The following is a 22,588-nucleotide window of genomic DNA, read 5'->3' on the forward strand; positions in this document are numbered from 1 at the left end:
TTGCCGGTCTCCCGGCGCACTAATTTGAGATAGCCTTCGCATCCGGTTTACCATCGCCGGAACGCTTGGTGTCATGGGTCAGAATGCTTAGAGAAGATCCTGCAGGAACGGAATCAGCGGCTCATCGGCCGGCGGCATCGGATAATCGCGCAGCGCCTGCGGCCGTACCCATTTCAGCGCCTGACCTTCCCGGCCATGCGGGATTCCTTCGTATCGCCGGCAGACATAAAGCGGCATTAGCAGATGGAAGGTCTCGTAGGTATGGCTGGCAAAGGTCAGTGGTGCGAGGCAAGGGATCTTCGTCTGGATGCCAAGCTCTTCCTGAAGCTCGCGCACCAAAGTCTCTTCAGGCGTCTCGCCAGGCTCGACCTTGCCGCCCGGAAATTCCCATAGCCCGGCAAGCGACTTTCCCTCCGGCCGCTGCGCCAGGAGAATGCGGCCATCGGTGTCGATCAGCGCACAGGCAGCGACTAGAATGATCTTACGACCGGCTTCGCTCATGCCTCACCCGCAGGGCGCCAGTAGCAATAACGATAGGCCTCGCGGAAACCGAAACGGGCATAGAGCGCCAGCGCCGGTTCATTGAACGCGCCGACCTGAAGCCAGGCCGTTCTTGCGCTGCGCATGCGCGCCCAGCGCAACGCCGACGTCAGGATCTCGATCGCCAATCCCTTGCGCCGGTGCTCGGCCACCACCGACACTGACATGATGCCGGCGAGGTCGTTATCCTGCACGCAAAGCGTCGTCGCCACCGGTCCGGCCTCGTCATTTTCGATGACGAAAAGACCCGACGGCGGCTTGATACCGCTGACAACCTCCGCCAGGGCAGGCTTGAGCATGGGATCGGCTTTATCCACCAAAAGGCTTGCATCGACGTAGCGGCCGATATCGTGGCTCGGCAGATGATCGAGCGTATCGGGCAGTTCGAGATCGATCAGATCGGCAGTCATGACGATAGTTTCTTCGAACCGCGTCCAGCCCTGGTGCTGCAACAGCTCGATCAGCATTGGCGAGGCCAGCGGCGTTTCGCGCACCACCATCGGCCGGCCATAGGCTTCGAACTTGCGCTGCGCCTTCGCGAGCCGGATGTCCAGATCGCGATAATCGGAGGGATCGAGCGGCACGACACTGTTAAGCCGCTTCGACGGATGGCCCGCCGTCAACCGCACCTGCCAGCTGCCGTCATACTGCACGGACGAGGCCGGCCATGCCCGGAAGCCGACCGCTTCGAGCCTGCGGACCAAAGGCAGCTTGTTCATTGTGGACTGCGCATGCATCGAAAGGATATCAGCTCCGGTAGTCGCCATTGATGGCAACATATTCCTTGGTGAGGTCGCAGGTCCAGACCGTCGCACGGCCATTGCCGAGCCCCAGGTCGACTTTCACAGGAATATCCTGCTGCTTCATCACGTTGGAGGCGGCCTCCTCGGAGTAGGAGGCGTCGCGTTCGCCATTCACGGCGACGCGGACATCGCCGAACCAGATGGCGAGCTTGTCGCGGTCGGCCATTTCGCCGGCCTTGCCGACGGCCATGACGACGCGGCCCCAATTGGCGTCCTCGCCAGCAGCGGCGGTCTTCACCAGCGGCGAATTGGCGATCGAAAGCGCAATGCGCTTGGCGGCCGCATCATTCTCTGCGCCGGTGACGGTGATTTCCAGCATCTTGGTGGCACCTTCGCCGTCACGAACGACCTGGATGGCGAGATCTTTAAGGAGCTCGTTCAGCGCCGTGCGGAAAGCAGCGAGCTTGGGATCGTCGGCACGTTCGATATGGGCCTGGCCATCGGCAGCCGCAGCACCGGTGGCAAACAGCATCAGTGTATCCGATGTCGAAGTGTCGCTGTCGACCGTCATCGAATTGAAGCTCGGGCCGACGCCTTCGGAGAGCATAGCTTGCAGAGCGGCAGAAGAAATATCGGCGTCGGTGACAACGAAGGAGAGCATGGTCGCCATATCCGGCGCGATCATGCCGGCGCCCTTGGCGATGCCGTTGATCGTGACCTTGACCCCACCGATCTCGGCGCTGCGGGTCGCGACCTTCGGATAGGTATCCGTGGTCATGATCGCCTTGGCGGCTTCGAACCAGAAATCGCTGGTCGCATCCTTTGCCATGGTGTCCAGCACGCCGGCGAACTTGGTTGCATCCAGGGGCTCACCGATGACGCCGGTCGAGGCGAGATAGACTTCGCTTTCACCGCAACCAACGGCAGCTGCGGCCGACTTGGCGGTGAGTTCCGTCGCCTGACGGCCCTTGAGGCCGGTGAAGGCATTGGCATTACCGGAATTGACGACGACGGCGCGGGCGCTGCCATGCGGCAGGTTGGACCGGCAGAAATCGACGGGAGCTGATGGGCACTTCGAGCGGGTGAAGACACCTGCGACGGCCGCCGGCTTGTCGAAGACCATGAGCAGGACGTCAGTCCGGTTCTTATATTTGATACCGGCGGATGCCGTGGTCATACGCACGCCGCGCAATGCCGGCATGGACACAAAGGATTTGGGAGCGAGCGGAGAGACGGAACCGGACATGAGGCCACCTGAACGAGCATGATGCCGAAAAGTGTAGGCGGTTTTCGGATGACATCATGCTCTGCTTCTTTGATTCTGGAGCGGATTCAGATTTTAGGTCGATACGACCTATAATCATCCGACTCCAGTGAAGGGCCCGGAAAAACCGGGCCCTGATGGTTTTGACTGCTATGGCTTACTGCTGCGGCTGGGATTCAGGCACGATTGCGTCGTCTGCCGGAGCCTGATCCTGCTGCTTCTGCGCATCCTCATAGGCCTTGCTCAGCGCCGGGTCGTTGATGACGACCTTCGACTCCTGCTTGGCCTTGTTCAGGAGATCAAGATACTTGTCGCGCATGACGAGCTGACGAACCTGATCCTTCACCTGGTCGAACGGCGGCGGCGGAGCGTCGCGCTTGTCTTCAACCTTGATAACGTGCCAGCCGAAATCCGACTTCACCGGGGTCTTGGTGTAGGTACCGACCGGCAGCGCGAAGGCTGCGTCTTCGAATTCCTTGACCATGCGGCCACGGGCGAAATAGCCGAGGTCACCGCCGTCGGCCTTGTTCGGGTCCGTCGACTTTTCCTTGGCGAGTTCGGCAAAATCCTTGCCGGCGTCGAGTTGCTTGATGATGTCCTTGGCTTCATCCTCGGTCTTCACCAGGATGTGGCGGGCATGGACTTCTTCCTGCTTCGGCAGTGCTGCGACTTCCTTGTCGTAGCGAGCCTTGACGTCAGCGTCCGTGATCGTATCTGCGACATGTGCCTTGAAATAGGCATTATGCAGCTCACGGTCGCGCAGATAGGCCATGTGCGACTGGAAGTCCGGCGTCTGGTCGAGCTTTTCGGCAGCCGCATCCTTTGCGAGAAGCTTGACGTCGATCGAAGCCGAAAGTGCTGCCACCTTCTTCTGATCGTCCGGAAGCTGGCCAAGCTGCGGGTCGAGGTTGGCGATCGCGAGATCAAGTTCGGACTGATGGATTTCGACATCGCCAACCTTGGCGACAACGGGGTCTTTGGCGTCAGCGGCAAAGACCGGCGCCTGCAAGGTGACGAATGTTGCGAACGCAACCGCAGCAAGTTTGTTGTAGCTCAACATAGAATAACCTTTCGGTGGTCTCGACCGGCTCAACAGTTGTGAATCCGGCAGGAAAAGCCTTCAGCAAGAGAATGTGGCCTTTCTGTATCGGCCAATTCCCGTTGACATCAATCGACCCCCCTCTTATCTGTCACGCAACCTCGCGTCTAGAACAGTTTCCGGGCGTTTTATGCTAAACTCCCGATTTTTTCGGAGACGGATAAAGCAGAGACGACAGGATGAAATCTCAGAAAGGACCAGTCATATGGTCAGCCTAGGTGGAATTGCCCGAAAGTTGTTTGGCTCGTCCAACGACCGCCGCGTCAAGTCATTCCAGCCGAATGTCGTTGCGATCAACGCGCTCGAAGAACAGATGCGCGCTTTGTCTGATGAAGCCTTGGCCGCCAAGACGGTCGAATTCCGCCAGCAGCTCGCCGACGGCAAGACGCTGGACGATCTCCTCGTACCCGCTTTTGCCGTGGTGCGCGAGGCGTCCCGGCGCGTTCTCGGCATGCGACCTTTTGACGTGCAGCTCATCGGCGGCATGATCCTGCATTCGAATGCCATTTCCGAGATGAAGACGGGCGAAGGCAAGACGCTGGTTGCGACCCTGCCCGTCTATTTGAACGCCCTCGCCGGCAAGGGTGTTCATGTCGTCACCGTCAACGACTACCTGGCGCAGCGCGACAGCGGCCATATGGGCCGCATCTATGGCTTCCTCGGCATGACCACCGGCGTTATCGTCCACGGCCTGTCGGATGAAGAACGCCGCGACGCCTACGCCTGCGACATCACCTATGGCACCAACAACGAACTCGGCTTCGACTACCTACGCGACAATATGAAATACGACCACGGCCAGATGGTGCAGCGCGGTCACAATTTCGCGATCGTCGACGAAGTGGACTCGATCCTCGTCGACGAAGCGCGCACGCCGCTGATCATTTCCGGTCCGCTCGACGACCGTTCCGATCTCTATACCACGATCGACGCCTTCATTCCGCGCCTGTCGAAGGACGATTACGAAATCGACGAAAAACAGCGCTCGGCCAACTTTTCCGAAGACGGGACCGAAAAGCTGGAAAACATGCTGCGCGATGCCGGTCTGCTGAAGGCCGAATCGCTCTATGACATAGAAAACGTTGCGATCGTCCATCACGTCAACAATGCCTTGAAGGCACACAAGCTTTTCCAGCGTGACAAGGACTATATCGTCCGCAATGGCGAAGTCGTCATCATCGACGAGTTTACCGGCCGCATGATGCCGGGCCGCCGCTATTCGGACGGCCAGCACCAGGCTCTCGAAGCCAAGGAACACGTTCAGATCCAGCCGGAAAACCAGACGCTGGCGCAGATCACCTTCCAGAATTATTTCCGCATGTATGGCAAGCTCGCCGGCATGACCGGTACGGCATCGACGGAAGCGGAAGAATTCGGCAACATCTACGGCCTCGACGTGGTCGAAGTGCCGACCAACCTGCCGATCCAGCGTATCGACGAGGACGACGAGGTCTACCGCACCCACGACGAGAAGTATAAGGCGATCATCACCGAGATTTTGGACGCCCATAAGCGTGGCCAGCCGGTGCTCGTCGGCACGACCTCGATCGAAAAGTCGGAGTTTCTTGCCGACCGCATGCGCAAGCAGGGTTTCAGCAACTTCCAGGTTCTGAACGCCCGCTATCACGAACAGGAAGCCTATATCGTCGCCCAGGCCGGTGTTCCCGGCGCCGTCACGATCGCCACCAATATGGCCGGCCGCGGTACCGACATCCAGCTCGGCGGCAACCTCGAAATGCGCGTCGAGCGTGACCTGAATGAGATGGAACCCGGCGCGGAGCGCGACGCAGCGATCGCGGGGATTGCCGAGGAGATCCAGAAGCTCAAGCAGCAGGCGCTCACCGCCGGCGGTCTCTACGTCATCGCCACCGAACGGCATGAAAGCCGCCGCATCGACAACCAATTGCGCGGCCGTTCCGGCCGCCAGGGCGACCCCGGCCGCTCGAAATTCTATCTGTCGCTTCAGGACGACCTGATGCGCATCTTCGGTTCCGACCGCATGGACGGCATGCTGCAGAAGCTCGGCCTCAAGGAAGGCGAAGCGATCGTCCATCCCTGGATCAACAAGGCGTTGGAACGCGCCCAGAAGAAGGTCGAAGCCCGCAACTTCGATATCCGCAAGAACGTTCTGAAGTACGACGACGTGCTGAACGATCAGCGCAAGGTCATCTTCGAGCAGCGCGTCGAACTGATGGACGCAACGGATCTTTCCGAAACCGTCGGCGACATGCGCCACGAGGTCATCGAGGATCTGGTTTCCAAGCATATCCCGGAGCGGGCCTATGCCGAGCAGTGGGATGCCGACGGCCTGAAAGCTGGCATCGCCAACTTCTTCGACATGGACATGCCCGTGCATGACTGGGTCAAAGAAGAAGGTATTGCCGAAGACGATATCCGCGCCCGCCTGACCGAAGCCGCCGATAAGGCCGCCGCAGAAAAGGCCGAGCGCTTCGGCCCCGAAATCATGACCTATGTCGAGCGCTCCATCGTGCTGCAGACGCTGGACAACCTCTGGCGCGAGCACATCGTCAACCTCGACCATCTGCGTTCTGTAATCGGTTTCCGCGGTTATGCCCAGCGCGACCCGCTGCAGGAATACAAGGCCGAAGCCTTCGAACTCTTCCAGTCGCTGTTGAACAATCTGCGCCAGGCCGTCACCGGTCAGTTGTCGCGCGTGGAGCTGGTGCAGCAGCCCGCTGAGCCGCAGGCGCTGCCGATGCAGGCACGCCATATCGACGCCACCACCGGTGAAGACGAATTCGCACCGCTCAGCCTCGTCAACGAAAACGTCGTCGCCCCGGAAAACCGCGATCCGCAGAACCCGGCAACCTGGGGCCGCGTCGGCCGCAACGAAGCCTGCCCCTGCGGTTCCGGCAAGAAATACAAGCATTGCCATGGGGCGTTCGAGAGCAGCGAAGTGGTTTGAGGCTTCGCCCTCCCCGGATCAGCCATGAGATGCCGCCTTCGGGCGGCATTTTGTTGCTGTCTTATGCACCAAATGCCACCACGACGAAGAGGACATCATGGTCGGATCAATCGAAGGCCGCTTCGCGCCAATTTTAGCCATTCGAGTGACAATGACCACTTCCTGAAAGCGGACGTTGCTGGCTGAATCGCTGGATATCGCAGTTGCGACGGACCGACGTTTGTCCAGCGGTGAGTTCGTTCTGACGGTTGGATCTGGCGCGGAGCTCTTGGTTCAGCACAGCGGCAGATCCCGTCGCAAGTGGAATGCAGTCGCGAAGGCTGCGAGGATCAGCCAGCCGTGTCCGGAGTGAGGCCTCGATCGATTGTACTCCGATCTTCAACTACTATAGTCCGCTCAGACGAGGATATGGCATTCGAGGTGATATGACGACCGCTCATTCTCGCATATGTTGTGGCGATCGGATTTTCAAAATCGAGTCGCCTAATGCAGAATAGAGATCCACTGGCCTTCTTAAGCTATGTCCGAGATGACGACGCGCATGACCTTGGCCGCATATCAGATCTGAGAACGCGCCTTGAAGGCGAAGTCCGAATACAGACCGGCCGTCCCTTTCCGATCTTCCAGGACCGCAATGACATCGTTTGGGGTGAGCGTTGGAGGGAGCGAATCAAGGAGGCGATTGACAGCATCTCATTCCTGATCCCGATCATTACGCCTAGCTATTTCCGTAGCCATATGTGCCGGGAAGAGTTTGAGGCGTTTCTCCTTCGAGAGCGCTCGCTTGGCCTTCCTCGTTTGATTCTGCCGATTTACTACGTCTCAGCCGACGAAATTGACGACGCGGTGAAGCACCCGGACGATATGGCAGCGGTCCTGCGGGAGCGAAACTGGTCGGACTGGCGTGAACTGAGATTTCCCCCGCTCGACCGTCCGATCATCCGCGAACAAATCGCGACACTCGCGAAGACGATTAAGGAGACGATGGTCGAACTGCGCGCCGAGTTGGACGCTGCAGATCAAAGCAAGCTCCAGCCTGCTCAAGCTGTGCCGTCACCGGCACCTCCGGCTGAGGTTGCCGCTCCGCAGCTTGTCATCGTTGCGAATCCGATTGCGATCCCCGTGGCGCGGGTCGAGAAAGCCTCGGCAAGCGCTCTCAAGCGCGCACAGAAACAACCTTATTACGTGTATACGACGAAATTTGACGAGGTAATCAGCCCGCGCCAATTGATGTCATCCGATGAAAGTCTTCGGCTACACCAAGCTCTCCTCAAAACGATTCGTACACAAACACTGCGATTTAAAGATGCGATTGAGAATGGAACTGCCCAGATTGCCGACGTCGCAAACGAGCAAGACATTTCGATTTCTATCTTGATTGACAATTCAGGAAGCATGCGCGGAAAGAAGATTGGAGACACTGCCGCATGGACATCGATCGCGTCCTCGATCATGTCGAGCGCTGGTGTCAGCAACGAGATCTTGGGGTTCACCACCAAGGCTTGGAAGGGTGGTCAGTCGAGGGAAATGTGGCTCTCTGACAAGAAGCCCGAACTTCCTGGTCGTCTGAACGACCTCCGCCACATTGTCTACAAGAGCTTCGACGAGACATTTCAGGAAGCAGACATCAATTTCTCGGTCATGATCAGGGAGGGTCTCCTGAAAGAAAACATCGACGGCGAAGCCCTCTTATGGGCCTATTCCCGTTTGCAGCGCCGTCATGCCGAACGCAAAATTCTCGTTGTTTTGAGCGACGGCGCTCCCGTCGACGATTCAACCCTATTTGTGAACACTGACGCCTTCCTGCACGACCACCTCAAATCAAGCGCTGTTTGGATAAGGTCCTTGGGCGAGGTTGAGCTTTATGGCGTGGGGATCGGGCACAACGTCGACATCTACTACGGGCAGAGCAGCCCTACACTCGATGACGAACAGATAGGTCCAGACCTCCTGAACCTGCTGTCTCTCATTCTGCGGCGTGATACTCCGGCAGTTCGGGCGTTCCAGAGATCAGTTGTACGGCCCATCAAGCCACCAGCATCGCATCCATCTCGTCCTGCGAAACGTCGTCGCCGCACGAAGGCATCGCCCAACGATACCATTCCTGAATAGTTGCCTTTATCTCTGCATGCCGCATTACGGACTCCGACATTGTGACAGAAGAGCAAGCAGACTTGCTGCTCTCGGCCCCAAGGACGAAGCCGCTCGCGCGGCATTGGCGCCCGTGGTGACGGTGCAGCAACGATCTGAACGCCGTGCATTTTGTGGGTTTGCCGTCCTGGCTGAGGATTGGGGTCTTCTCAATCACCAGACAGGAGGTTCCCATGACGGAGGAGAAGACGACCCCGCTGCGCGAACGGATGATCGAAGACATGCGCATCCGCGGGATGGGCGACAAAGTCCGGCAAGCCCATATTCGGGCGATCAAGGATTTCGCCGGGTTTCTGAAGCGATCTCCGGATACCGCGACACCCGACGACCTGCGCGCCTACCAATTGCACATGACCAATGCGGGCGTCACGCCGCCGACCTTCAACGCCCGCATCGTCGCGCTGAGGTTCTTTTTCGGCATCACCTGCGACCGCGAAGAGATGAAGCGGCATATGCAGTTCCGTCGGCAACCGCAGAAGTTGCCCGTTGTCTTGAGCGTTGAGGAGGTTTCCGACCTGCTTGTGGCGGCCCAGGGGCCGGGCCTGAAGTATCGAGCGGCGCTCAGCATCTCCTATGGCGCCGGACTGCGGGCCTCCGAAGTCTGCAACCTCAAGATCAGCGACATCGACAGCGATCGGATGCTGATCCATGTCGAACAGGGCAAGGGACAGAAGGACCGCAAGGTGATGCTGTCGCCCCTGCTGCTGGAACTCTTGCGCGACTATTGGCGCGAGTCACGGCCGCAGGGCTGGCTTTTTCCTGGCAAACCGAAGATCAACCCGATCTCGCCGCGGCAGCTCAACCGCGCCTTCACCGCCGCCAAAAAACTGGCCGGGATCGCCAAGCCAGCGACGCTGCACACCCTGCGGCACAGTTTTGCCACCCACCTGCTGGAAGCGAACACGGATGTGCGGGTGATCCAGGTCCTTCTGGGACACGCCAAGCTGACGACCACCGCCCGTTATATGCATGTCGCCACGAAGACGATCCGCGACACGATCAGCCCGTTCGAGACCCTGAAGAAGCTGCAGGACCAAACGCTCCGACGCGAACTGGAGTAGCGCCCGTCCGGTGATCCGGCCAAAACTGGAGATCGCCGACATCTTCCGTGCCTATGGCCCGGCGTGGCGGCGGGCCAATGCCGGGCATGTTAGCCTGACCCAGCTCAAGGTCATGGCGGCGATCGAGGCCTGCCGAACCGAGGCGCTCGGCGGGCATGTGGCAGCCTGTGCCAAATGCGGCCACCATCACATCGCCTACAATTCCTGCAAGAATCGGCACTGCCCGAAGTGCCAGGGACCCGCGGCGCGGGACTGGATGGCCGCCCGTGCCGAAGACCTGCTGCCGGTCGAGTATTTCCATGTTGTCTTCACCATCCCCGCCGAGATCGCGCAGATCGCCTATTGGAATAAGAAGACGGTCTATGATCTTCTATTCCGGGCATCGGCGGAGACGTTGACCACCATCGCCGCCGATCCCCGGCACCTTGGCGCAAACATCGGCATGACCAGCGTGCTGCACACCTGGGGGTCGGCGCTGACCCATCACCCGCATGTGCACATCGTCGTGCCCGGCGGTGGACTGTCGCCGGATGGCACGCGCTGGATTGGCTGTCGCCCGGGGTTCCTTCTGCCCATAAAGGTTCTGTCTCGTCTGTTTCGGCGGCTGTTTCTCGAAGGACTGATGGCACTCAGTCAATCCGGGGTGCTCTGCTTCTTCGGCGATCTAGCCCGGCTTGCAGAGGCGGATGCCTTCGCTGCCTGGCTTGCCCCCTTCCGCAAATCCGACTGGGTCGTCTACACCAAGCCCCCATTCGGCGGCCCCGAGGCCGTGCTGGCCTATCTCAGCCGCTACACGCACCGCGTGGCGATCTCGAACAGCCGCCTGATCAGCGCGAATGCCGAGGCGGTCACCTTCCGCTGGAAGGACTACCGCATCAAGACCGGTGACCGTCACAAGGTCATGCGGCTGGCCACCGACGAGTTCATCCGCCGCTTCCTAATCCACGTGCTGCCCGACGGATTCCACCGCATCCGCCACTACGGCCTGCTGGCCGGAGCAGGCCGCAAGGCCAATGTCGCAAAGATAAGGAAACTGCTCGGGACGGAAGCGCCATCACAGGACGACACGCCAAGCGCCGAGAGCATCCCGCTCACCCTGAGGCAGCCATGCCCAGATTGCGGCGGCCCGATGCGCATCGTCGAGATATTCCGCCGTGGCCAGCGACCCAAATCCCGTGCGCCACCCCGAAAGGACGCCGCATGACGAAACGCCTGTCACATCAGCCAAGGCCGGCCCGGATCTGCGATGCATTCCGGGGTGGCGCCGATTTGCGCCAGGCAACGCCGCACACTGCAAAACCGCCGATGCGAGGCCTACGAAAGAGGAGCACCCCAACCCCGATCGCGTCATTGCAAGCCTTCGGGGCAACCCGCTTGCACCCGACGCTCCCACCGATAGCCACCTCAGAAAACCGCAGCCGCACGCTTTCCCCATAGGCGCTCCACCCAGCCCCCGCAGGCCTCCTCCTTGGAAGGTTTTTCAACGCGGGCCGACACACGCCCAGCCGCCACCGTCACACCGCGGCCCGCATCGAAAAACCTTCACCAAGCCGGTCATCCGTCGCAGCGGAGCCGAAGTCTGCTATCAGCGCAAAGGTGTCATAAAGAAGCACCGGCGATTGGCGGCAAGTTGCTACCGAATTCCGCATTTTTGTCTGCACGACGATCAAACAGCAGAATGTGGATCGTTGCTGTAAGGATAGATGGGATAGCCAGAACCGATGGCCTCCCGTACACGATCGAACCATGCCAGGAGCGCCGGATAATCGGTCAGGGCGAAGCCGCAATCCTCTGCCCGGTGGCCGTAGGCGTAGACCGCGATATCTGCAATCGAAAACTCCTTGCCAGCAAGAAACGGCGTATCCGCGAGGCTACGCTCCAGCGCGGCGAGCGCCCGGACCGCGGCTGCGCGTTTGCCTGCAACCATGGCATGATTGAGCTCGAGCCGTCCCGTCAACGTCCAGAAACGCAGCGAACCGATTACCGGCTCGACATGGTATTGCTCGAAGAACAGCCACTGCATCACCTTGGCGCGTTGATAGCGGTCCGCTGGGAGAAACAGCGTGCCCTCCGCGAGATAGGTGAGAATTGCATTTGATTCGGCAATCGTCCGCCCATCCTCCAATTCGAGAACAGGAATGCTGCCCGCCGGATTAAGATCGAGGAAAGCATCCGTGCGGCTCTCTCCTTCGAAAATCGACACCAAACGGCTCTCGTATGGGATCTCCAGCAGTCCAAATAGGACTCTGGCCTTCCAACCGTTCTGCGATGGCAAGTAGTCATGAAGCGTCAGCATGGCAGTCCTCCCGATTGGCCAGACAACTCTGCACGCCGACCTGTCGCGCGCCACCCGATTCCTGCGCGGAGACCATCAACGCACACGCCTACATCTATGGCGTTTTCCCACGTCCGCGGGAACTGAATCTTAACCCGCCTCTGCCAAGACTAACGTAAGGTTACGATCATGTTTTAAGTATTGCGTATCGATCATGGCAGTCTTTCAAACAGCAGAGAAAATGCTGCCTTCCGGGCTGCGGACCGCGCTGTCGCCATATCTGCGCAAACTTCGCCCTGTTTTCACCGGCAATGATGAGAAAGCCGTCTCGCAGCGCATGGCGCTGGTTGCTTTTGCCATCCGCATCGCCGGCGCCGCCCTTGCTTTCGTCTCGCAGATCGTGCTCGCCCGCATGATGGGCAGGTTCGAATACGGCGTCTTCGTCTTCGTCTGGGTGCTAATGATCCTGTTCGGCAATCTCGCCTGCCTCGGGTTCCCGACCGCCATCATCCGTTTCCTGCCGCAATATGACGCAAGTGGCAATCATGACGCCATCCGCGGTGTGACCACCACCGCCCGCCGCTTCGTTCTGGCCGTTGCCGGCGGGTTGGCGCTGATCGGCATGGCGGCGCTCTATGCTCTCAGCGGCATGGTCGAAAGCTATTACGTCATGCCGATCTTTCTCGGCCTGATCGCCGTACCGATGATCGCGCTCGGCGACGTATTGGACGGCACGGCGCGCGCCAATCACTGGCCGGTCATGGCGCTGAGCCCGACCTTCCTCATCCGCCCGACGCTGATCCTGCTGTTCATGCTGGCCGCCATCCTTTTCGGCGCGGCCCACAGCGCGGTGACGGCAATGGCGGCAGCACTTGCTGCCGCCTTCGTCACGGTGCTTTGCCAATATCTCGCGGTCACCTTCCGCCTGCGCCGCCACTATCCCAACGGCCTAAAAACAATCGAGTTCAATGCCTGGTTCGCCGTCGCCTTCCCAGTCTTTCTGGCGGAGGGCGTCGGTTATCTCCTGACCAATTCCGATGTCGTCGTGGTTGGCATTTTTCTCGATCCCACCGAGGTTGCCGTCTATTTCGCCGCTGCCAAGATCATGGCGCTGGTGCATTTCGTCTATTTCGCCGTCAAGGCGGCAATCGGCCCGCGCTTTGCCGCCATCATCGCCGAGAACGATCGGGAAAAACTTGCGGCCTTCGCCACGGAGGCTGCGCGCTGGACCTTCTTCCCGGCGCTTGCCGTCGGTCTGACCGTACTCGCAGCCGGGCAATTCCTGCTTTCGCTGTTTGGCACCGCCTTTACCGAGGGCCAGGTCGTCATCGCCATCCTGCTTGCCGGCGTTCTGGCCAAGGCGCTCGTCGGTCCGGCCGAGGTGCTATTGATGATGGCGGACCGGCAGATGCTCTGCGTCTATCTCTATGCCGCCGCGCTGGTGGCCAATGTCGGTCTCAACATCGTGCTCATTCCACATTTTGGTATCGAAGGCGCGGCCATTGCCGTCGCCAGCGCCATGATGATCGAAGCCATGCTGCTGCATATCGCAGTCCGCCGTGCGTTCGGTATCATACTCTTCGCCCTTATCCGCCGACCGATGACACCAGCAACGAACGGGGCACTCTGACCATGGCGCGCCCTCCCTTTACCGAAAGCACCGACAGCCAGGTAAACGCCCTGACGCACACGCTCGCAGCGCTGCATTTCGAACGGCCCAAGGCGGAGGCCCGCGTCGAGGTCGGTCGGTCGGGGCGCGAACTATGTCTCTATCCCGGTAAGTTCGGCTACGAGCTGCAGGACGAATTGGACTTCCTTTCCAATCGCGCAATGGAGCCGAATGTCTTCTTCTCCGGCCGTTTCCTGGCGCCTGCCATGCCGCGCCTGGAAGATCGGCAGATCCGCCTCGCGCTGATGCGCGACGACAACGGCGCCCGTAGCCGCATGCGCCTGCTGATGCCGTTTACCGTCGACAAGCCGGGCTTTGCGATCGGTCCCTCGATCATCCGCGTGTGGTCGAATTCCTTCGGTCCGCTCGGCACGCCGCTGTTGGACGCCGAGGAGGCTGGCGAGACGCTCGACAATCTCTTCGAAGCACTGACCATGCGTGAACTGCAGCTGCCGACGACATTGGTACTGCCCGATATCCGGTTGAACGGCCGCTTCGCCCAGATGGCAAAAGCTGTCGCCATCGGCCGCAACCTGCCCCTCACGGTTGCCAATCCCTATCAACGGCCGATGCTCGACAGCAGCGAGGACGCGCTTGCCTATCTCAAGCGGACGATCTCGAACGCGCATCTGCGCGAAATGCGCCGCCAATGGCGTCTCCTGGAAAGTCATGGCGACGTCGTCTATTCCGTCGCCCGCCAGCCGCGCGACATTCATCTACGCATGGAAGAATTCCTGGCCCTGGAGGCGAGCGGCTGGAAGGGCAAGAAACGCAGCGCTTTGGTCATCGACCGCCACCATGCGGCCTTCGCCCGCGAAGCCGTCTCCAACCTGGCCGCCATCGACGCCGTGCGCATTCACACCATCGACCTGAACGGCAAGGCAATCGCCTCGATGATCGTGCTGATGATGGGCGGCGAGGCCTATACCTGGAAGACTGCCTATAACGAGGACTACGCCCGCTATTCGCCGGGCAAGCTGCTGATGGGCGAGCTGACGGAATGGCATCTCGACGATGCCAACATCGTCCGCTCCGATTCCTGCGCCGTGCCGGACCATCCGATCATGAGCCGCTTCTGGCAGGAACGCGAAGACATGGGCACACTGGTCGTCGGCCTGACACAAAACGGCGACCGCGACGCCCGACAGGTGGCAACGCAACTCCATATGTACCGCAGCACCCGCAACATAGCGAAACTGCTGCGCCAGAAGATACTGTCGCTTACGAAGCGTTAAAGCGCAGTGTGGTCGCCACCCGCCGCACCAACAGTCAAGCTGGCAAACGCGATCTCACCATCGGTAATGTAATGGTTGACCTTTCCCGTCATCAAACGTGAACCAGATGGGTGCCGCGCGACCTCCCCGATAACGGACTTTGCTCTCAGTTCATTGACTATGTAGTCGCGCTCGGCATTCGTATCCGAATCGGTCGCATGCGTAATTTGGAACGTTAGCCAAGTTAGAGAAAGCCCGGTATCTCTCGTGCCCGCCCCAACCCAAAGTACGCGCTCGTCGGGCGATGGCCTGTCGGTGTTCAGCCAGAAGCTTGCTGCGCTCATGTCGTCCTCGGAATGGGCGAGGCCAAGGGCCCAGAAACGGATGTGATGGCGCTTGCGGGGGCTATCGTCGATGGGTTCTTGGAATCCCATGTCTTGCCGTCGCCCGAACAGATAGAAAGTGCTGAAAGGTGCGGTGGGATAGGCAGAGTTCATCAGAAATGCTCGTATCATTCGCAACGAGCTTGCGATCCCCAAACGGTCGGACGTAGACCAGCCTGCCGTTGCAAAGGCCTCGCGGAGTTGTTGAAGAGTGCCGACGAGGACGAAATTTACAGGATCGCCGGGCAAACCATCAGCCGCGATCGTGTATCTGGGGATGAGCCCCCGATGAAGAACCTTCAGGGACAATCGGACCACGTTCGGCAGAATGACGTAAGCAGCCAAGCCATAGGTAAGGCACGCCGCAAGTATCCATGGAAGTCTGTGATCCGCAGTATCGAAAACGACGAAGACTATCAGCCAAACGCTAAGTACGCCCAGACAAAAAACTAGGAACCTCTGGAAAAGGCGCGTCAGCAATCTCACAACACTGCCCCCTTCTAGTGTCTGATGAACTTGCCCTCACTCTTCGTCACGGAGAATTTTACACCGAAAATATCCAAATGGCAGCGCAGCCGTCCTAGTTGGGAGGAGTTTTTTGCAGCGCTATCGAATACGCGCCCGCCACATATGTGGAATCGAGTGGCATGCTTTGAGCTGCGCGTTCAAATGCCCATGCGAGGCACATCCTAGTCTTTCGAAGACTGAGCCTCGGCAACCGCACGTTCGCGCAATAGGCGGCGGATCACCTTGCCGGAGGTCGTCAGCGGCAGCTCGTCGACGAACTCGATCTCGCGCGGATATTCATGCATGGAAAGCCGCGTCTTCACCCAGTCGCGGATCTCGGCGGCCAGCACATCGCTCGGCTCACGGCCGGGAACGAGGACCACATAGGCCTTGACGATTTCGGTGCGCACCGCATCCGGCTTGCCGACGGCGGCCGCGAGCCGCACGGCCGGATGGCCGCCGAGGCAGTCCTCGATCTCGCTCGGGCCGATACGATAGCCCGACGAGGTAATGACATCGTCGTCACGGCCGATGAAGGCAATATAACCGTCGGCATCCTGCCGCCCGAGATCGCCAGTCAGCAGCCAGTCGGCGGCGAATTTCGCCTCCGTCGCCTTCTCGTCGCGCCAATAGCCAAGGAACATCACCGGATCGGGCCGCTGGATGGCGATCTGCCCGCTCTCGCCCACCGGCATCTCCCTGCCGTCCGCATCGACGATCGCAACGCGATGGCCGGGCACCGGCTTGCCGGTCGCACCACCGCGGCTGACACCAAAGGCGGCGCTGGAGGACAGAACGAAATTGCACTCGGTCTGGCCGAAGAATTCGTTGACGGTGATCCCAAGGGCGGAACGCGCCCATTCATAGGTTTCGCGCCCGAGCGCCTCGCCCGCCGAACCGATGGTGCGCAGTTTGAGATCGTAGAGCGCCTGGGGATTGTCGACCGATTTCAACAGCCGCAGCGCCGTCGGCGGAATGAAGGCATTGCGCACGCCCATCTCGGCTATGATGCGGAAGGCCATATGTGCATCGAATTTCTGCGCCGGCGAGGAGACGACGGGCACGCCGAGCATCAGGCTCGGCAGCAGCGCGTTCAGCAGCCCGCCCGCCCAGGCCCAGTCCGACGGCGTCCAGAGCTTGTCTCCCACCTGCGGAAAGCCTTCATGGGCGAATTGCATGCCGGGGATATGCCCTGGCAAAACACGATGGCCATGCAGCGCGCCTTTCGGCGGCCCGGTCGTGCCCGAGGTGAAAATCATTAGCGCCGGATCGTCCGGTCCGGTATCGAGCGCTTCGAAAAGCGGTGGATGGGCCGCTACAAGCTCGGCAAAACTGGCCACGCCCTCGTCGCCGCCATCGATGCTGATCACATGCGCCAGTTCCGGCAAGCGATCGCGGATCGGCCGCAGCCGTGTGAGACCGAATTGATTGGTGACGATCGCAGAGGTTCCCGAATTCGCCAGCCGATATTCCAGCGCTTCCGCACCGAAAAGCAGCGCCAGCGGCAGGGCAATCGCCCCCAGCTTATAGATGGCCACATGCGCGATGACGGTCTCGAAACTCTGCGGCAGAAGCAACGCAACCCGATCGCCCGGCCGCACGCCAAGTGCCGTCAACGCATTGGCGAAGGCTGCGGAGCGATCGCGAAGTTCGCCATAGGTCATCTTCAGATGATTGCCGTCCGGACTGAAATGCTCGAGGCAGATCCGGTCCGGCTCTCGTTCGGCCCAATCGTCGCAAACAGCGCGCCCGATGTTGAATTTCGCTGGAATCTCCCAGCGAAAATCGCGGTAGAGGGCCTCATAGGTGTCGCGCGGGGGCAGTTTCATACCAAATTCCAGGAAAAATGCTGCGGCGCAGCTAACACCGGTGGCACCAGGGGTTCAAGAAAACAATTGCAGTAGTCGCCTCCCCGCTCCCCGGAATCGCCATCTTTGTTTAGCGCCGCTTCAAAGCCTATTGCGAATTATTGAGCTAATCGGCAAAGCTACGCTCCGCTAGTCTGTTTTTGATGTCATATCCACTCTGCCTCCGATCCGGCGGCGGAGCGTTTCTGTATCGGACCCCTAGAGTATCTCGCTTTCAGGTGGCATCACCTGCAAGCGGGATACTCTAGATTCAAATACTCTAGATTCAAAAGAGTAGAGCGACCTTTGTGCGTTCAAATGAACGCACGGCGCTCGAGAACAGGATGGAGACTATCGATGGAATACACAAAGCTTGGAAAAACCGGCCTTGAAGTGTCCCGCATCTGCTTGGGCTGCATGACCTATGGCGATCCCAACAAGGGCACTCATGCCTGGTCGCTGAAGGAGGAAGACAGCCACCCGCTGCTCAAGCAGGCGATCGAAGCCGGCATCAACTTCCTCGATACGGCCAATACCTATTCCAACGGCTCGTCCGAGGAAATCGTCGGCCGCGCCATCAAGGATTTCGCCCGCCGTGAGGACATCGTGCTCGCCACGAAGGTGTTCAACCGCATGCGTCCCGGCCCGAATGGCGCCGGCCTGTCGCGCAAGGCGATCTTCGATGAGATCGACAACAGCCTGCGCCGTCTCGGCACCGACTACGTCGATCTCTACCAGATCCACCGCTGGGACTATACGACGCCGATCGAGGAAACGCTGGAAGCGCTGCATGACATCGTCAAGGCCGGCAAGGCCCGCTACATCGGCGCCTCCTCGATGTATTCCTGGCAATTCGCCAAGGCGATCTATACCTCACGCCTCAACGGCTGGACCGAATTCGTCAGCATGCAGAACCACGTGAACCTGCTCTATCGCGAGGAAGAACGCGAAATGCTGCCCTTCTGCGAAGACCAGAAGATCGCCGTCATTCCCTGGAGCCCGCTTGCCCGCGGCCGCCTCACCCGCGACTGGGACGAGGCCACGGCCCGTTCGGAAACCGACGAATTCGGCAAGACGCTTTACACCCAGGCAATCGACGCCGACCGCAAGGTCGTCGAAGCCGTCGGCACCATCGCCAAGGCCCGCGGCGTGGCCCGCGCCCAGGTCGCCACCGCCTGGATCCTGCAGAAGAGTGCCATCACCGCCCCGATCATCGGTGCCTCCAAATCCGGCCACATCACCGACGCCGTCGCCGCCCTGTCGGTCAAGCTGACGCCGGAAGAGATCGAGGCGCTGGAATCGCCGTATATCCCGCATGGGGTTGCCGGGTTTAAATAGGATATCGCGCGGGGGACCTCCGCCGAAGCTCGGGCGATGGAAGCCGGTAAAGCAAGCGTGAACGCTGTTTCACGAACCGGTCACAGTTCGATCTTAACGGGATGAGGTTCCCCCTATCCCCGAGGACCGGCCATGATCACAGTTCCTTTCGAAGCGCGGCGCTTTCAGTCGACCGCCGCCTATTACCTGCGTTATCGCATTCCCTATCCGGATACGCTCATAACCCGCGTCGCCGAGCGAAGCGGCCTGAAGGCAGGCGGTCATGTGCTTGACCTCGGTTGCGGTCCCGGCCAGCTCGGCATCGCTTTTGCGCGACTGCAAGGCGCCGTCGTCACCGCGATGGACCCGGAGCCGGAAATGCTTGCGGCCGTTGAGGCCGGCGCCAAGGAAGCTGGCGTCGAGATCACTGTCCGTCAGGGTTCGTCCTATGATCTCGGGCCGGATATCGGCAAACTTCATCTCTGCATCATGGGCCGCTCCTTCCACTGGATGGATCGCCCGGCCACACTCGCAGCCCTCGACAAGCTGATCGAGCCGGGTGGAGCGGTCGTGCTGTTCCATGACAAACAGGTGCTGGCGAACCCGGATTGGCGCAGCATCGTCGAAAAGCTGGCGGAGACTTTTTCACCGGAGCGCCATGAGGAGCGCCTGCTGCGCAAGAGCAAGGCCTGGGCGCCGCATGAGGCTATGCTGCTCGCCTCGCCCTTCTGCAATCTCGAGCGCATCGGCATCGTCAGCGAATATCAAAGGGATATCGAGGACATCGTCGGCCGAGTCTTCTCGATGTCCTCCACCTCGCCGCAGGCGCTCGGCGACAAACTTGCGGATTTCGAGGCGGCGCTGCGCGCCGAGTTGCTGGAGGTCGCTCCTGACGGCAAGTTCACCGAGATCGTCGAATCAACCGGCCTGCTTGCCTTCCGCGGCTGATCGAACCAGCCGCCCCGCCTCTCAACGCGAGGCGAGCTCCTGCCGGGTTGCTGCCAGGAGCTCCTCCGAAAGAGCAGGCGTATCCAGGGCGCGGGCGAGAATGACCGCGCCGACCATGGTGGAAAGATCGGCAAGCGCCTTGCGCCGCCGCTCTTCCCGCGTTTCTCCGGGCGTGATCTCTTCGAGGATTGCCGCCATTCCCATCAGGCCGTTGGTGAAGGTGGACTGCATTTCAGGACCATAGCGGCTGACCTCCTGCGTCAGCGCCGCGAAGACGCAACCGGTGCCGTGCTCAACGACGTTGCGGTGCGAGAGATAATGTTCGAGCAGTGCGTCGCGCGATGCCTCAGGCGCTGCCCCTTCGACCACTTCCTGCCAGCGTTCCTGCGCGCGTGCCACCAGCGCCTTGCTGGCTTCGCAAGCTAAATCATCCTTCGATTCGAAATGGCCGTAGAAGCCGCCATGCGTCAGCCCCGCGGCCTTCATGATGTCGGCCACACCAACGCCGTCAAAACCTTTTTCGCGAAAAAGCTCGCCCGCGACCGCAAGGATCTTCTCGCGATTCTCGGCGAATTTTTCCCGGCTCACTCTCATCAAGAAACTCCATCAGAGCATCAATAAATCTGTATTGACAATTTATATGATAGCCATCATCAATAAGCAAGAAATATGATGATGATCATCTAAATTTCTATACAGCTACTTTGCACAATCGTTCAAGCCGGGGGAGAGACATTGCGATACAGGTATTCTGACAGCAGTCCCGCCCCAATCCGGCCCCAGCGCTGAAACTCGAACCCTCATCGGAACGCACCTCATGGTTTCCACAGTCCTTGCTTCGACGCTCGCCCGGCGCAACATCCACTATGGATGGGTCGTCGTCGGCGCCACCTTCCTCACCATGCTGGTCACCGCTGGCGCCATGGGCGCGCCCGGCGTGCTCATCAAGCCGCTGGAAGATGAATTCGGCTGGAGCACATCGTCGATCTCCTCCGCACTTGCCGTTCGCCTGCTGCTGTTCGGCCTGATGGGTCCCTTCGCCGCCGCTTTCATGAATCATTTCGGGGTCCGCAAGGTCATCGTTTTCGCGCTGATCACCATCAGCGCCGGCTTCATCGGCTCGCTGTTCATGACGCAAGTCTGGCAGCTGCTGCTCTGCTGGGGCATCATCATCGGCTTCGGCACCGGCCTCACCGCTATGGTGCTTGCCGCCACCGTGTCGACGCGCTGGTTCACCAAGCATCGCGGCCTCGTCGTCGGCATGCTCTCGGCAAGCTCGGCCACTGGCCAGCTCGTTTTCCTGCCGCTGATGGCGGAGCTGACGGAACGCTACGGCTGGCGCACCACCGTGCTCTTCGTCTGCGGCATGATCGTCGTTGCCGCCCTCGTCGTCTTGCTGCTGATGCGAGACCGCCCAGCCGACGTCAATCTGCCGCTCGTCGGAGAAATCCACGTCTCACCGACGCCGCCCGCCACCAAGAACCTCAACGCAGCCCTGGCCTCGCCCCTCGTCATCCTGAAGGAAGCGTCCGCAAGTTCCACCTTCTGGATCCTGGCCGCCACCTTCTTCATCTGCGGCCTTTCGACCAACGGCCTGATCCAGACGCATTTCGTCACACTCTGCGGCGATTTCGGCATCGTGCCAGTGGCCGCCGCCAGCGTGCTTGCCGTCATGGGCATATTCGATTTCTTCGGCACGATCGGCTCCGGTTGGCTGTCCGACCGCTTCGACAATCGCTGGCTGCTCTTCTGGTATTACGGCCTGCGCGGCCTGTCGCTCGTCTACCTGCCCTTCAGCAACTTCACTTTCTACGGCCTGTCGATTTTCGCGGTCTTCTACGGCCTCGACTGGATCGCCACCGTGCCGCCGACCGTCAAGATTGCCGCCGACCGCTTCGGCCGCGAAAAAGCCGGCCTCGTCTTCGGCTGGGTCTTCGCCGCCCATCAGCTAGGTGCTGCCACCGCCGCTTATGGCGCCGGTCTCTCGCGTACCGAACTCAGCACCTACCTGCCCGCCTTCTTCGTCGCCGGCGCCTTCTGCGTGCTCGCCGCCGTTCTGGCGCTGACGATCAGCCGGTCCAACTCGACGGACAAGGCCCCCGCAATGGCGCACTGAGGCCAGCCAAACGGCCCATGGCGTCAATCTGTCGCCGTGGGCTCAACCGCAACCCTGCGGAAACACTCGCAATAACTTATCCACCGACTTGCGCGCGCGGGCGATCACATGCTAGACACCCGCCTCGTCAGGATCCGTTGCCCCATTGGCGGAATTGGTAGACGCGCTCGACTCAAAATCGAGTTTCGAAAGAAGTGCTGGTTCGACTCCGGCATGGGGCACCAAAAATATCACTTAAGCGCCTGTAACTATTTCCGTTTTAGCAAAGACTAAAAATTAATCCCCCTTTATGTCCACCTTTCCGACCGCGGTAGCGGCGCCCATGTGACAAACTGGCCAAGTCCCTCCGGATCCGCTGCCCATGGCTTGGCGGGTTAGGACAACAGATTTTCATTTTATGCATGGGAATTCGACTCCCCTAAACCTCTCTTGTTTGAGGGGAACACCTCCACCGCTCCAAAATGAACACTTTTGGTTCAGCCGACGTTCAGCCGGCGCGGGACCTAATGCGACTTGGGCGGCTGGATG

17 protein-coding genes and 1 tRNA gene are annotated in these 22,588 nt (G+C 60.1%); 10 read left to right on the plus strand and 8 right to left on the minus strand.

Annotation, left to right across the window (positions count from 1 at the left end; translation table 11 throughout):
- Nucleotides 1-87: 87 nt before the first annotated feature.
- The 4 genes from mutT to CCGE525_RS19135 form a co-directional block, all read right to left on the minus strand.
- A complete protein-coding gene (gene mutT / locus CCGE525_RS19120) occupies nucleotides 88-501 on the minus strand; it encodes an 8-oxo-dGTP diphosphatase MutT (protein ID WP_120705660.1) in 414 nt (137 codons plus the stop codon).
- Nucleotides 498-1,307: a GNAT family N-acetyltransferase gene (locus CCGE525_RS19125; RefSeq protein WP_120705661.1), complete on the minus strand. Its 810-nt coding sequence runs from the start codon at nucleotides 1,305-1,307 to the stop codon at nucleotides 498-500. Before CCGE525_RS19125 ends, mutT begins: the two co-directional genes overlap by 4 nt.
- Complete coding sequence (argJ, locus tag CCGE525_RS19130) at nucleotides 1,288-2,529, minus strand: bifunctional glutamate N-acetyltransferase/amino-acid acetyltransferase ArgJ (protein WP_120705662.1); 1,242 nt, start codon at nucleotides 2,527-2,529, stop codon at nucleotides 1,288-1,290. The genes CCGE525_RS19125 and argJ overlap by 20 nt, the downstream gene beginning before the upstream one ends.
- A 175-nt stretch (nucleotides 2,530-2,704) precedes the next feature.
- On the minus strand, nucleotides 2,705-3,607 hold the full coding sequence (locus CCGE525_RS19135; protein ID WP_120705663.1) for a peptidylprolyl isomerase: 903 nt from the start codon (nucleotides 3,605-3,607) through the stop codon (nucleotides 2,705-2,707).
- 244 nt (nucleotides 3,608-3,851) lie between these two features.
- On the opposite strand from CCGE525_RS19135, the gene secA reads away from it, so the two are divergent.
- The 4 genes from secA to CCGE525_RS19155 all read left to right on the plus strand — a co-directional run bounded on the left by secA (nucleotide 3,852) and on the right by CCGE525_RS19155 (nucleotide 10,988).
- Nucleotides 3,852-6,572, plus strand: coding sequence for a preprotein translocase subunit SecA (gene secA, locus CCGE525_RS19140; protein ID WP_120705664.1), 2,721 nt, complete (start codon nucleotides 3,852-3,854; stop codon nucleotides 6,570-6,572).
- Between the two features lie 486 nt (nucleotides 6,573-7,058).
- Complete coding sequence (locus CCGE525_RS19145) at nucleotides 7,059-8,684, plus strand: cobaltochelatase CobT-related protein (protein WP_120705665.1); 1,626 nt, start codon at nucleotides 7,059-7,061, stop codon at nucleotides 8,682-8,684.
- A gap of 212 nt (nucleotides 8,685-8,896) precedes the next feature.
- Complete coding sequence (locus CCGE525_RS19150; RefSeq protein WP_120703950.1) at nucleotides 8,897-9,784, plus strand: tyrosine-type recombinase/integrase; 888 nt, start codon at nucleotides 8,897-8,899, stop codon at nucleotides 9,782-9,784.
- Between the two features lie 10 nt (nucleotides 9,785-9,794).
- Nucleotides 9,795-10,988, plus strand: a complete 1,194-nt coding sequence (locus CCGE525_RS19155; protein WP_120703951.1) for an IS91 family transposase — start codon at nucleotides 9,795-9,797, stop codon at nucleotides 10,986-10,988.
- Between the two features lie 462 nt (nucleotides 10,989-11,450).
- Here CCGE525_RS19155 and CCGE525_RS19165 read toward each other — a convergent pair whose 3' ends face one another.
- Nucleotides 11,451-12,080 (minus strand): glutathione S-transferase family protein, encoded by a 630-nt coding sequence (locus tag CCGE525_RS19165; protein ID WP_120705666.1) that lies wholly within the window; start codon nucleotides 12,078-12,080, stop codon nucleotides 11,451-11,453.
- A 193-nt stretch (nucleotides 12,081-12,273) separates the two neighbouring features.
- On the opposite strand from CCGE525_RS19165, the gene CCGE525_RS19170 reads away from it, so the two are divergent.
- Both CCGE525_RS19170 and CCGE525_RS19175 read left to right on the plus strand, forming a co-directional pair.
- Complete coding sequence (locus tag CCGE525_RS19170; RefSeq protein WP_120705667.1) at nucleotides 12,274-13,689, plus strand: oligosaccharide flippase family protein; 1,416 nt, start codon at nucleotides 12,274-12,276, stop codon at nucleotides 13,687-13,689.
- A 2-nt stretch (nucleotides 13,690-13,691) separates the two neighbouring features.
- On the plus strand, nucleotides 13,692-14,963 hold the full coding sequence (locus tag CCGE525_RS19175; protein WP_120705668.1) for a GNAT family N-acetyltransferase: 1,272 nt from the start codon (nucleotides 13,692-13,694) through the stop codon (nucleotides 14,961-14,963).
- Here CCGE525_RS19175 and CCGE525_RS19180 read toward each other — a convergent pair.
- Together CCGE525_RS19180 and CCGE525_RS19185 are read right to left on the minus strand one after the other, a co-directional pair.
- Nucleotides 14,960-15,811, minus strand: a complete 852-nt coding sequence (locus CCGE525_RS19180) for an LssY C-terminal domain-containing protein (RefSeq protein ID WP_120705669.1) — start codon at nucleotides 15,809-15,811, stop codon at nucleotides 14,960-14,962. The two genes, CCGE525_RS19175 and CCGE525_RS19180, sit on opposite strands and share 4 nt — an antisense overlap.
- A gap of 203 nt (nucleotides 15,812-16,014) precedes the next feature.
- Complete coding sequence (locus CCGE525_RS19185; protein ID WP_120705670.1) at nucleotides 16,015-17,661, minus strand: AMP-binding protein; 1,647 nt, start codon at nucleotides 17,659-17,661, stop codon at nucleotides 16,015-16,017.
- 375 nt (nucleotides 17,662-18,036) lie between these two features.
- Between CCGE525_RS19185 and CCGE525_RS19190 the strand changes: the two genes are divergently transcribed.
- Nucleotides 18,037-19,017 (plus strand): aldo/keto reductase, encoded by a 981-nt coding sequence (locus CCGE525_RS19190; RefSeq protein ID WP_120705671.1) that lies wholly within the window; start codon nucleotides 18,037-18,039, stop codon nucleotides 19,015-19,017.
- Nucleotides 19,018-19,149: 132 nt separating this feature from the next.
- Nucleotides 19,150-19,944: a class I SAM-dependent methyltransferase gene (locus CCGE525_RS19195; RefSeq protein WP_120705672.1), complete on the plus strand. Its 795-nt coding sequence runs from the start codon at nucleotides 19,150-19,152 to the stop codon at nucleotides 19,942-19,944.
- 21 nt (nucleotides 19,945-19,965) lie between these two features.
- Here the strand turns inward: CCGE525_RS19195 and CCGE525_RS19200 are convergent, their stop codons facing one another.
- Complete coding sequence (locus CCGE525_RS19200) at nucleotides 19,966-20,538, minus strand: TetR/AcrR family transcriptional regulator (protein WP_120705673.1); 573 nt, start codon at nucleotides 20,536-20,538, stop codon at nucleotides 19,966-19,968.
- 223 nt (nucleotides 20,539-20,761) lie between these two features.
- Between CCGE525_RS19200 and CCGE525_RS19205 the strand changes: the two genes are divergently transcribed.
- A complete protein-coding gene (locus tag CCGE525_RS19205; protein ID WP_120705674.1) occupies nucleotides 20,762-22,060 on the plus strand; it encodes an MFS transporter in 1,299 nt (432 codons plus the stop codon).
- A 139-nt stretch (nucleotides 22,061-22,199) separates the two neighbouring features.
- Nucleotides 22,200-22,284: transfer RNA gene (locus CCGE525_RS19210), tRNA-Leu, on the plus strand.
- The last annotated feature ends 304 nt before the right edge of the window (nucleotides 22,285-22,588 follow it).

This window comes from Rhizobium jaguaris (assembly GCF_003627755.1).
GTDB lineage: Bacteria > Pseudomonadota > Alphaproteobacteria > Rhizobiales > Rhizobiaceae > Rhizobium > Rhizobium jaguaris.

Bases quoted from the DNA above. Each gene is read 5' to 3' on its own strand.
- CCGE525_RS19195 (WP_120705672.1), top strand. From the start codon at position 19,150: ATGATCACAGTTCCTTTCGAAGCGCGGCGCTTTCAGTCGACCGCCGCC.
- argJ (WP_120705662.1), bottom strand. From the start codon at position 2,529: ATGTCCGGTTCCGTCTCTCCGCTCGCTCCCAAATCCTTTGTGTCCATG.
- CCGE525_RS19200 (WP_120705673.1), bottom strand. From the start codon at position 20,538: ATGAGAGTGAGCCGGGAAAAATTCGCCGAGAATCGCGAGAAGATCCTT.
- CCGE525_RS19135 (WP_120705663.1), bottom strand. From the start codon at position 3,607: ATGTTGAGCTACAACAAACTTGCTGCGGTTGCGTTCGCAACATTCGTC.
- CCGE525_RS19190 (WP_120705671.1), top strand. From the start codon at position 18,037: ATGGAATACACAAAGCTTGGAAAAACCGGCCTTGAAGTGTCCCGCATC.
- CCGE525_RS19185 (WP_120705670.1), bottom strand. From the start codon at position 17,661: ATGAAACTGCCCCCGCGCGACACCTATGAGGCCCTCTACCGCGATTTT.
- CCGE525_RS19175 (WP_120705668.1), top strand. From the start codon at position 13,692: ATGGCGCGCCCTCCCTTTACCGAAAGCACCGACAGCCAGGTAAACGCC.
- CCGE525_RS19205 (WP_120705674.1), top strand. From the start codon at position 20,762: ATGGTTTCCACAGTCCTTGCTTCGACGCTCGCCCGGCGCAACATCCAC.
- CCGE525_RS19170 (WP_120705667.1), top strand. From the start codon at position 12,274: ATGGCAGTCTTTCAAACAGCAGAGAAAATGCTGCCTTCCGGGCTGCGG.
- CCGE525_RS19165 (WP_120705666.1), bottom strand. From the start codon at position 12,080: ATGCTGACGCTTCATGACTACTTGCCATCGCAGAACGGTTGGAAGGCC.
- CCGE525_RS19125 (WP_120705661.1), bottom strand. From the start codon at position 1,307: ATGGCGACTACCGGAGCTGATATCCTTTCGATGCATGCGCAGTCCACA.
- mutT (WP_120705660.1), bottom strand. From the start codon at position 501: ATGAGCGAAGCCGGTCGTAAGATCATTCTAGTCGCTGCCTGTGCGCTG.
- secA (WP_120705664.1), top strand. From the start codon at position 3,852: ATGGTCAGCCTAGGTGGAATTGCCCGAAAGTTGTTTGGCTCGTCCAAC.
- CCGE525_RS19150 (WP_120703950.1), top strand. From the start codon at position 8,897: ATGACGGAGGAGAAGACGACCCCGCTGCGCGAACGGATGATCGAAGAC.
- CCGE525_RS19145 (WP_120705665.1), top strand. From the start codon at position 7,059: ATGCAGAATAGAGATCCACTGGCCTTCTTAAGCTATGTCCGAGATGAC.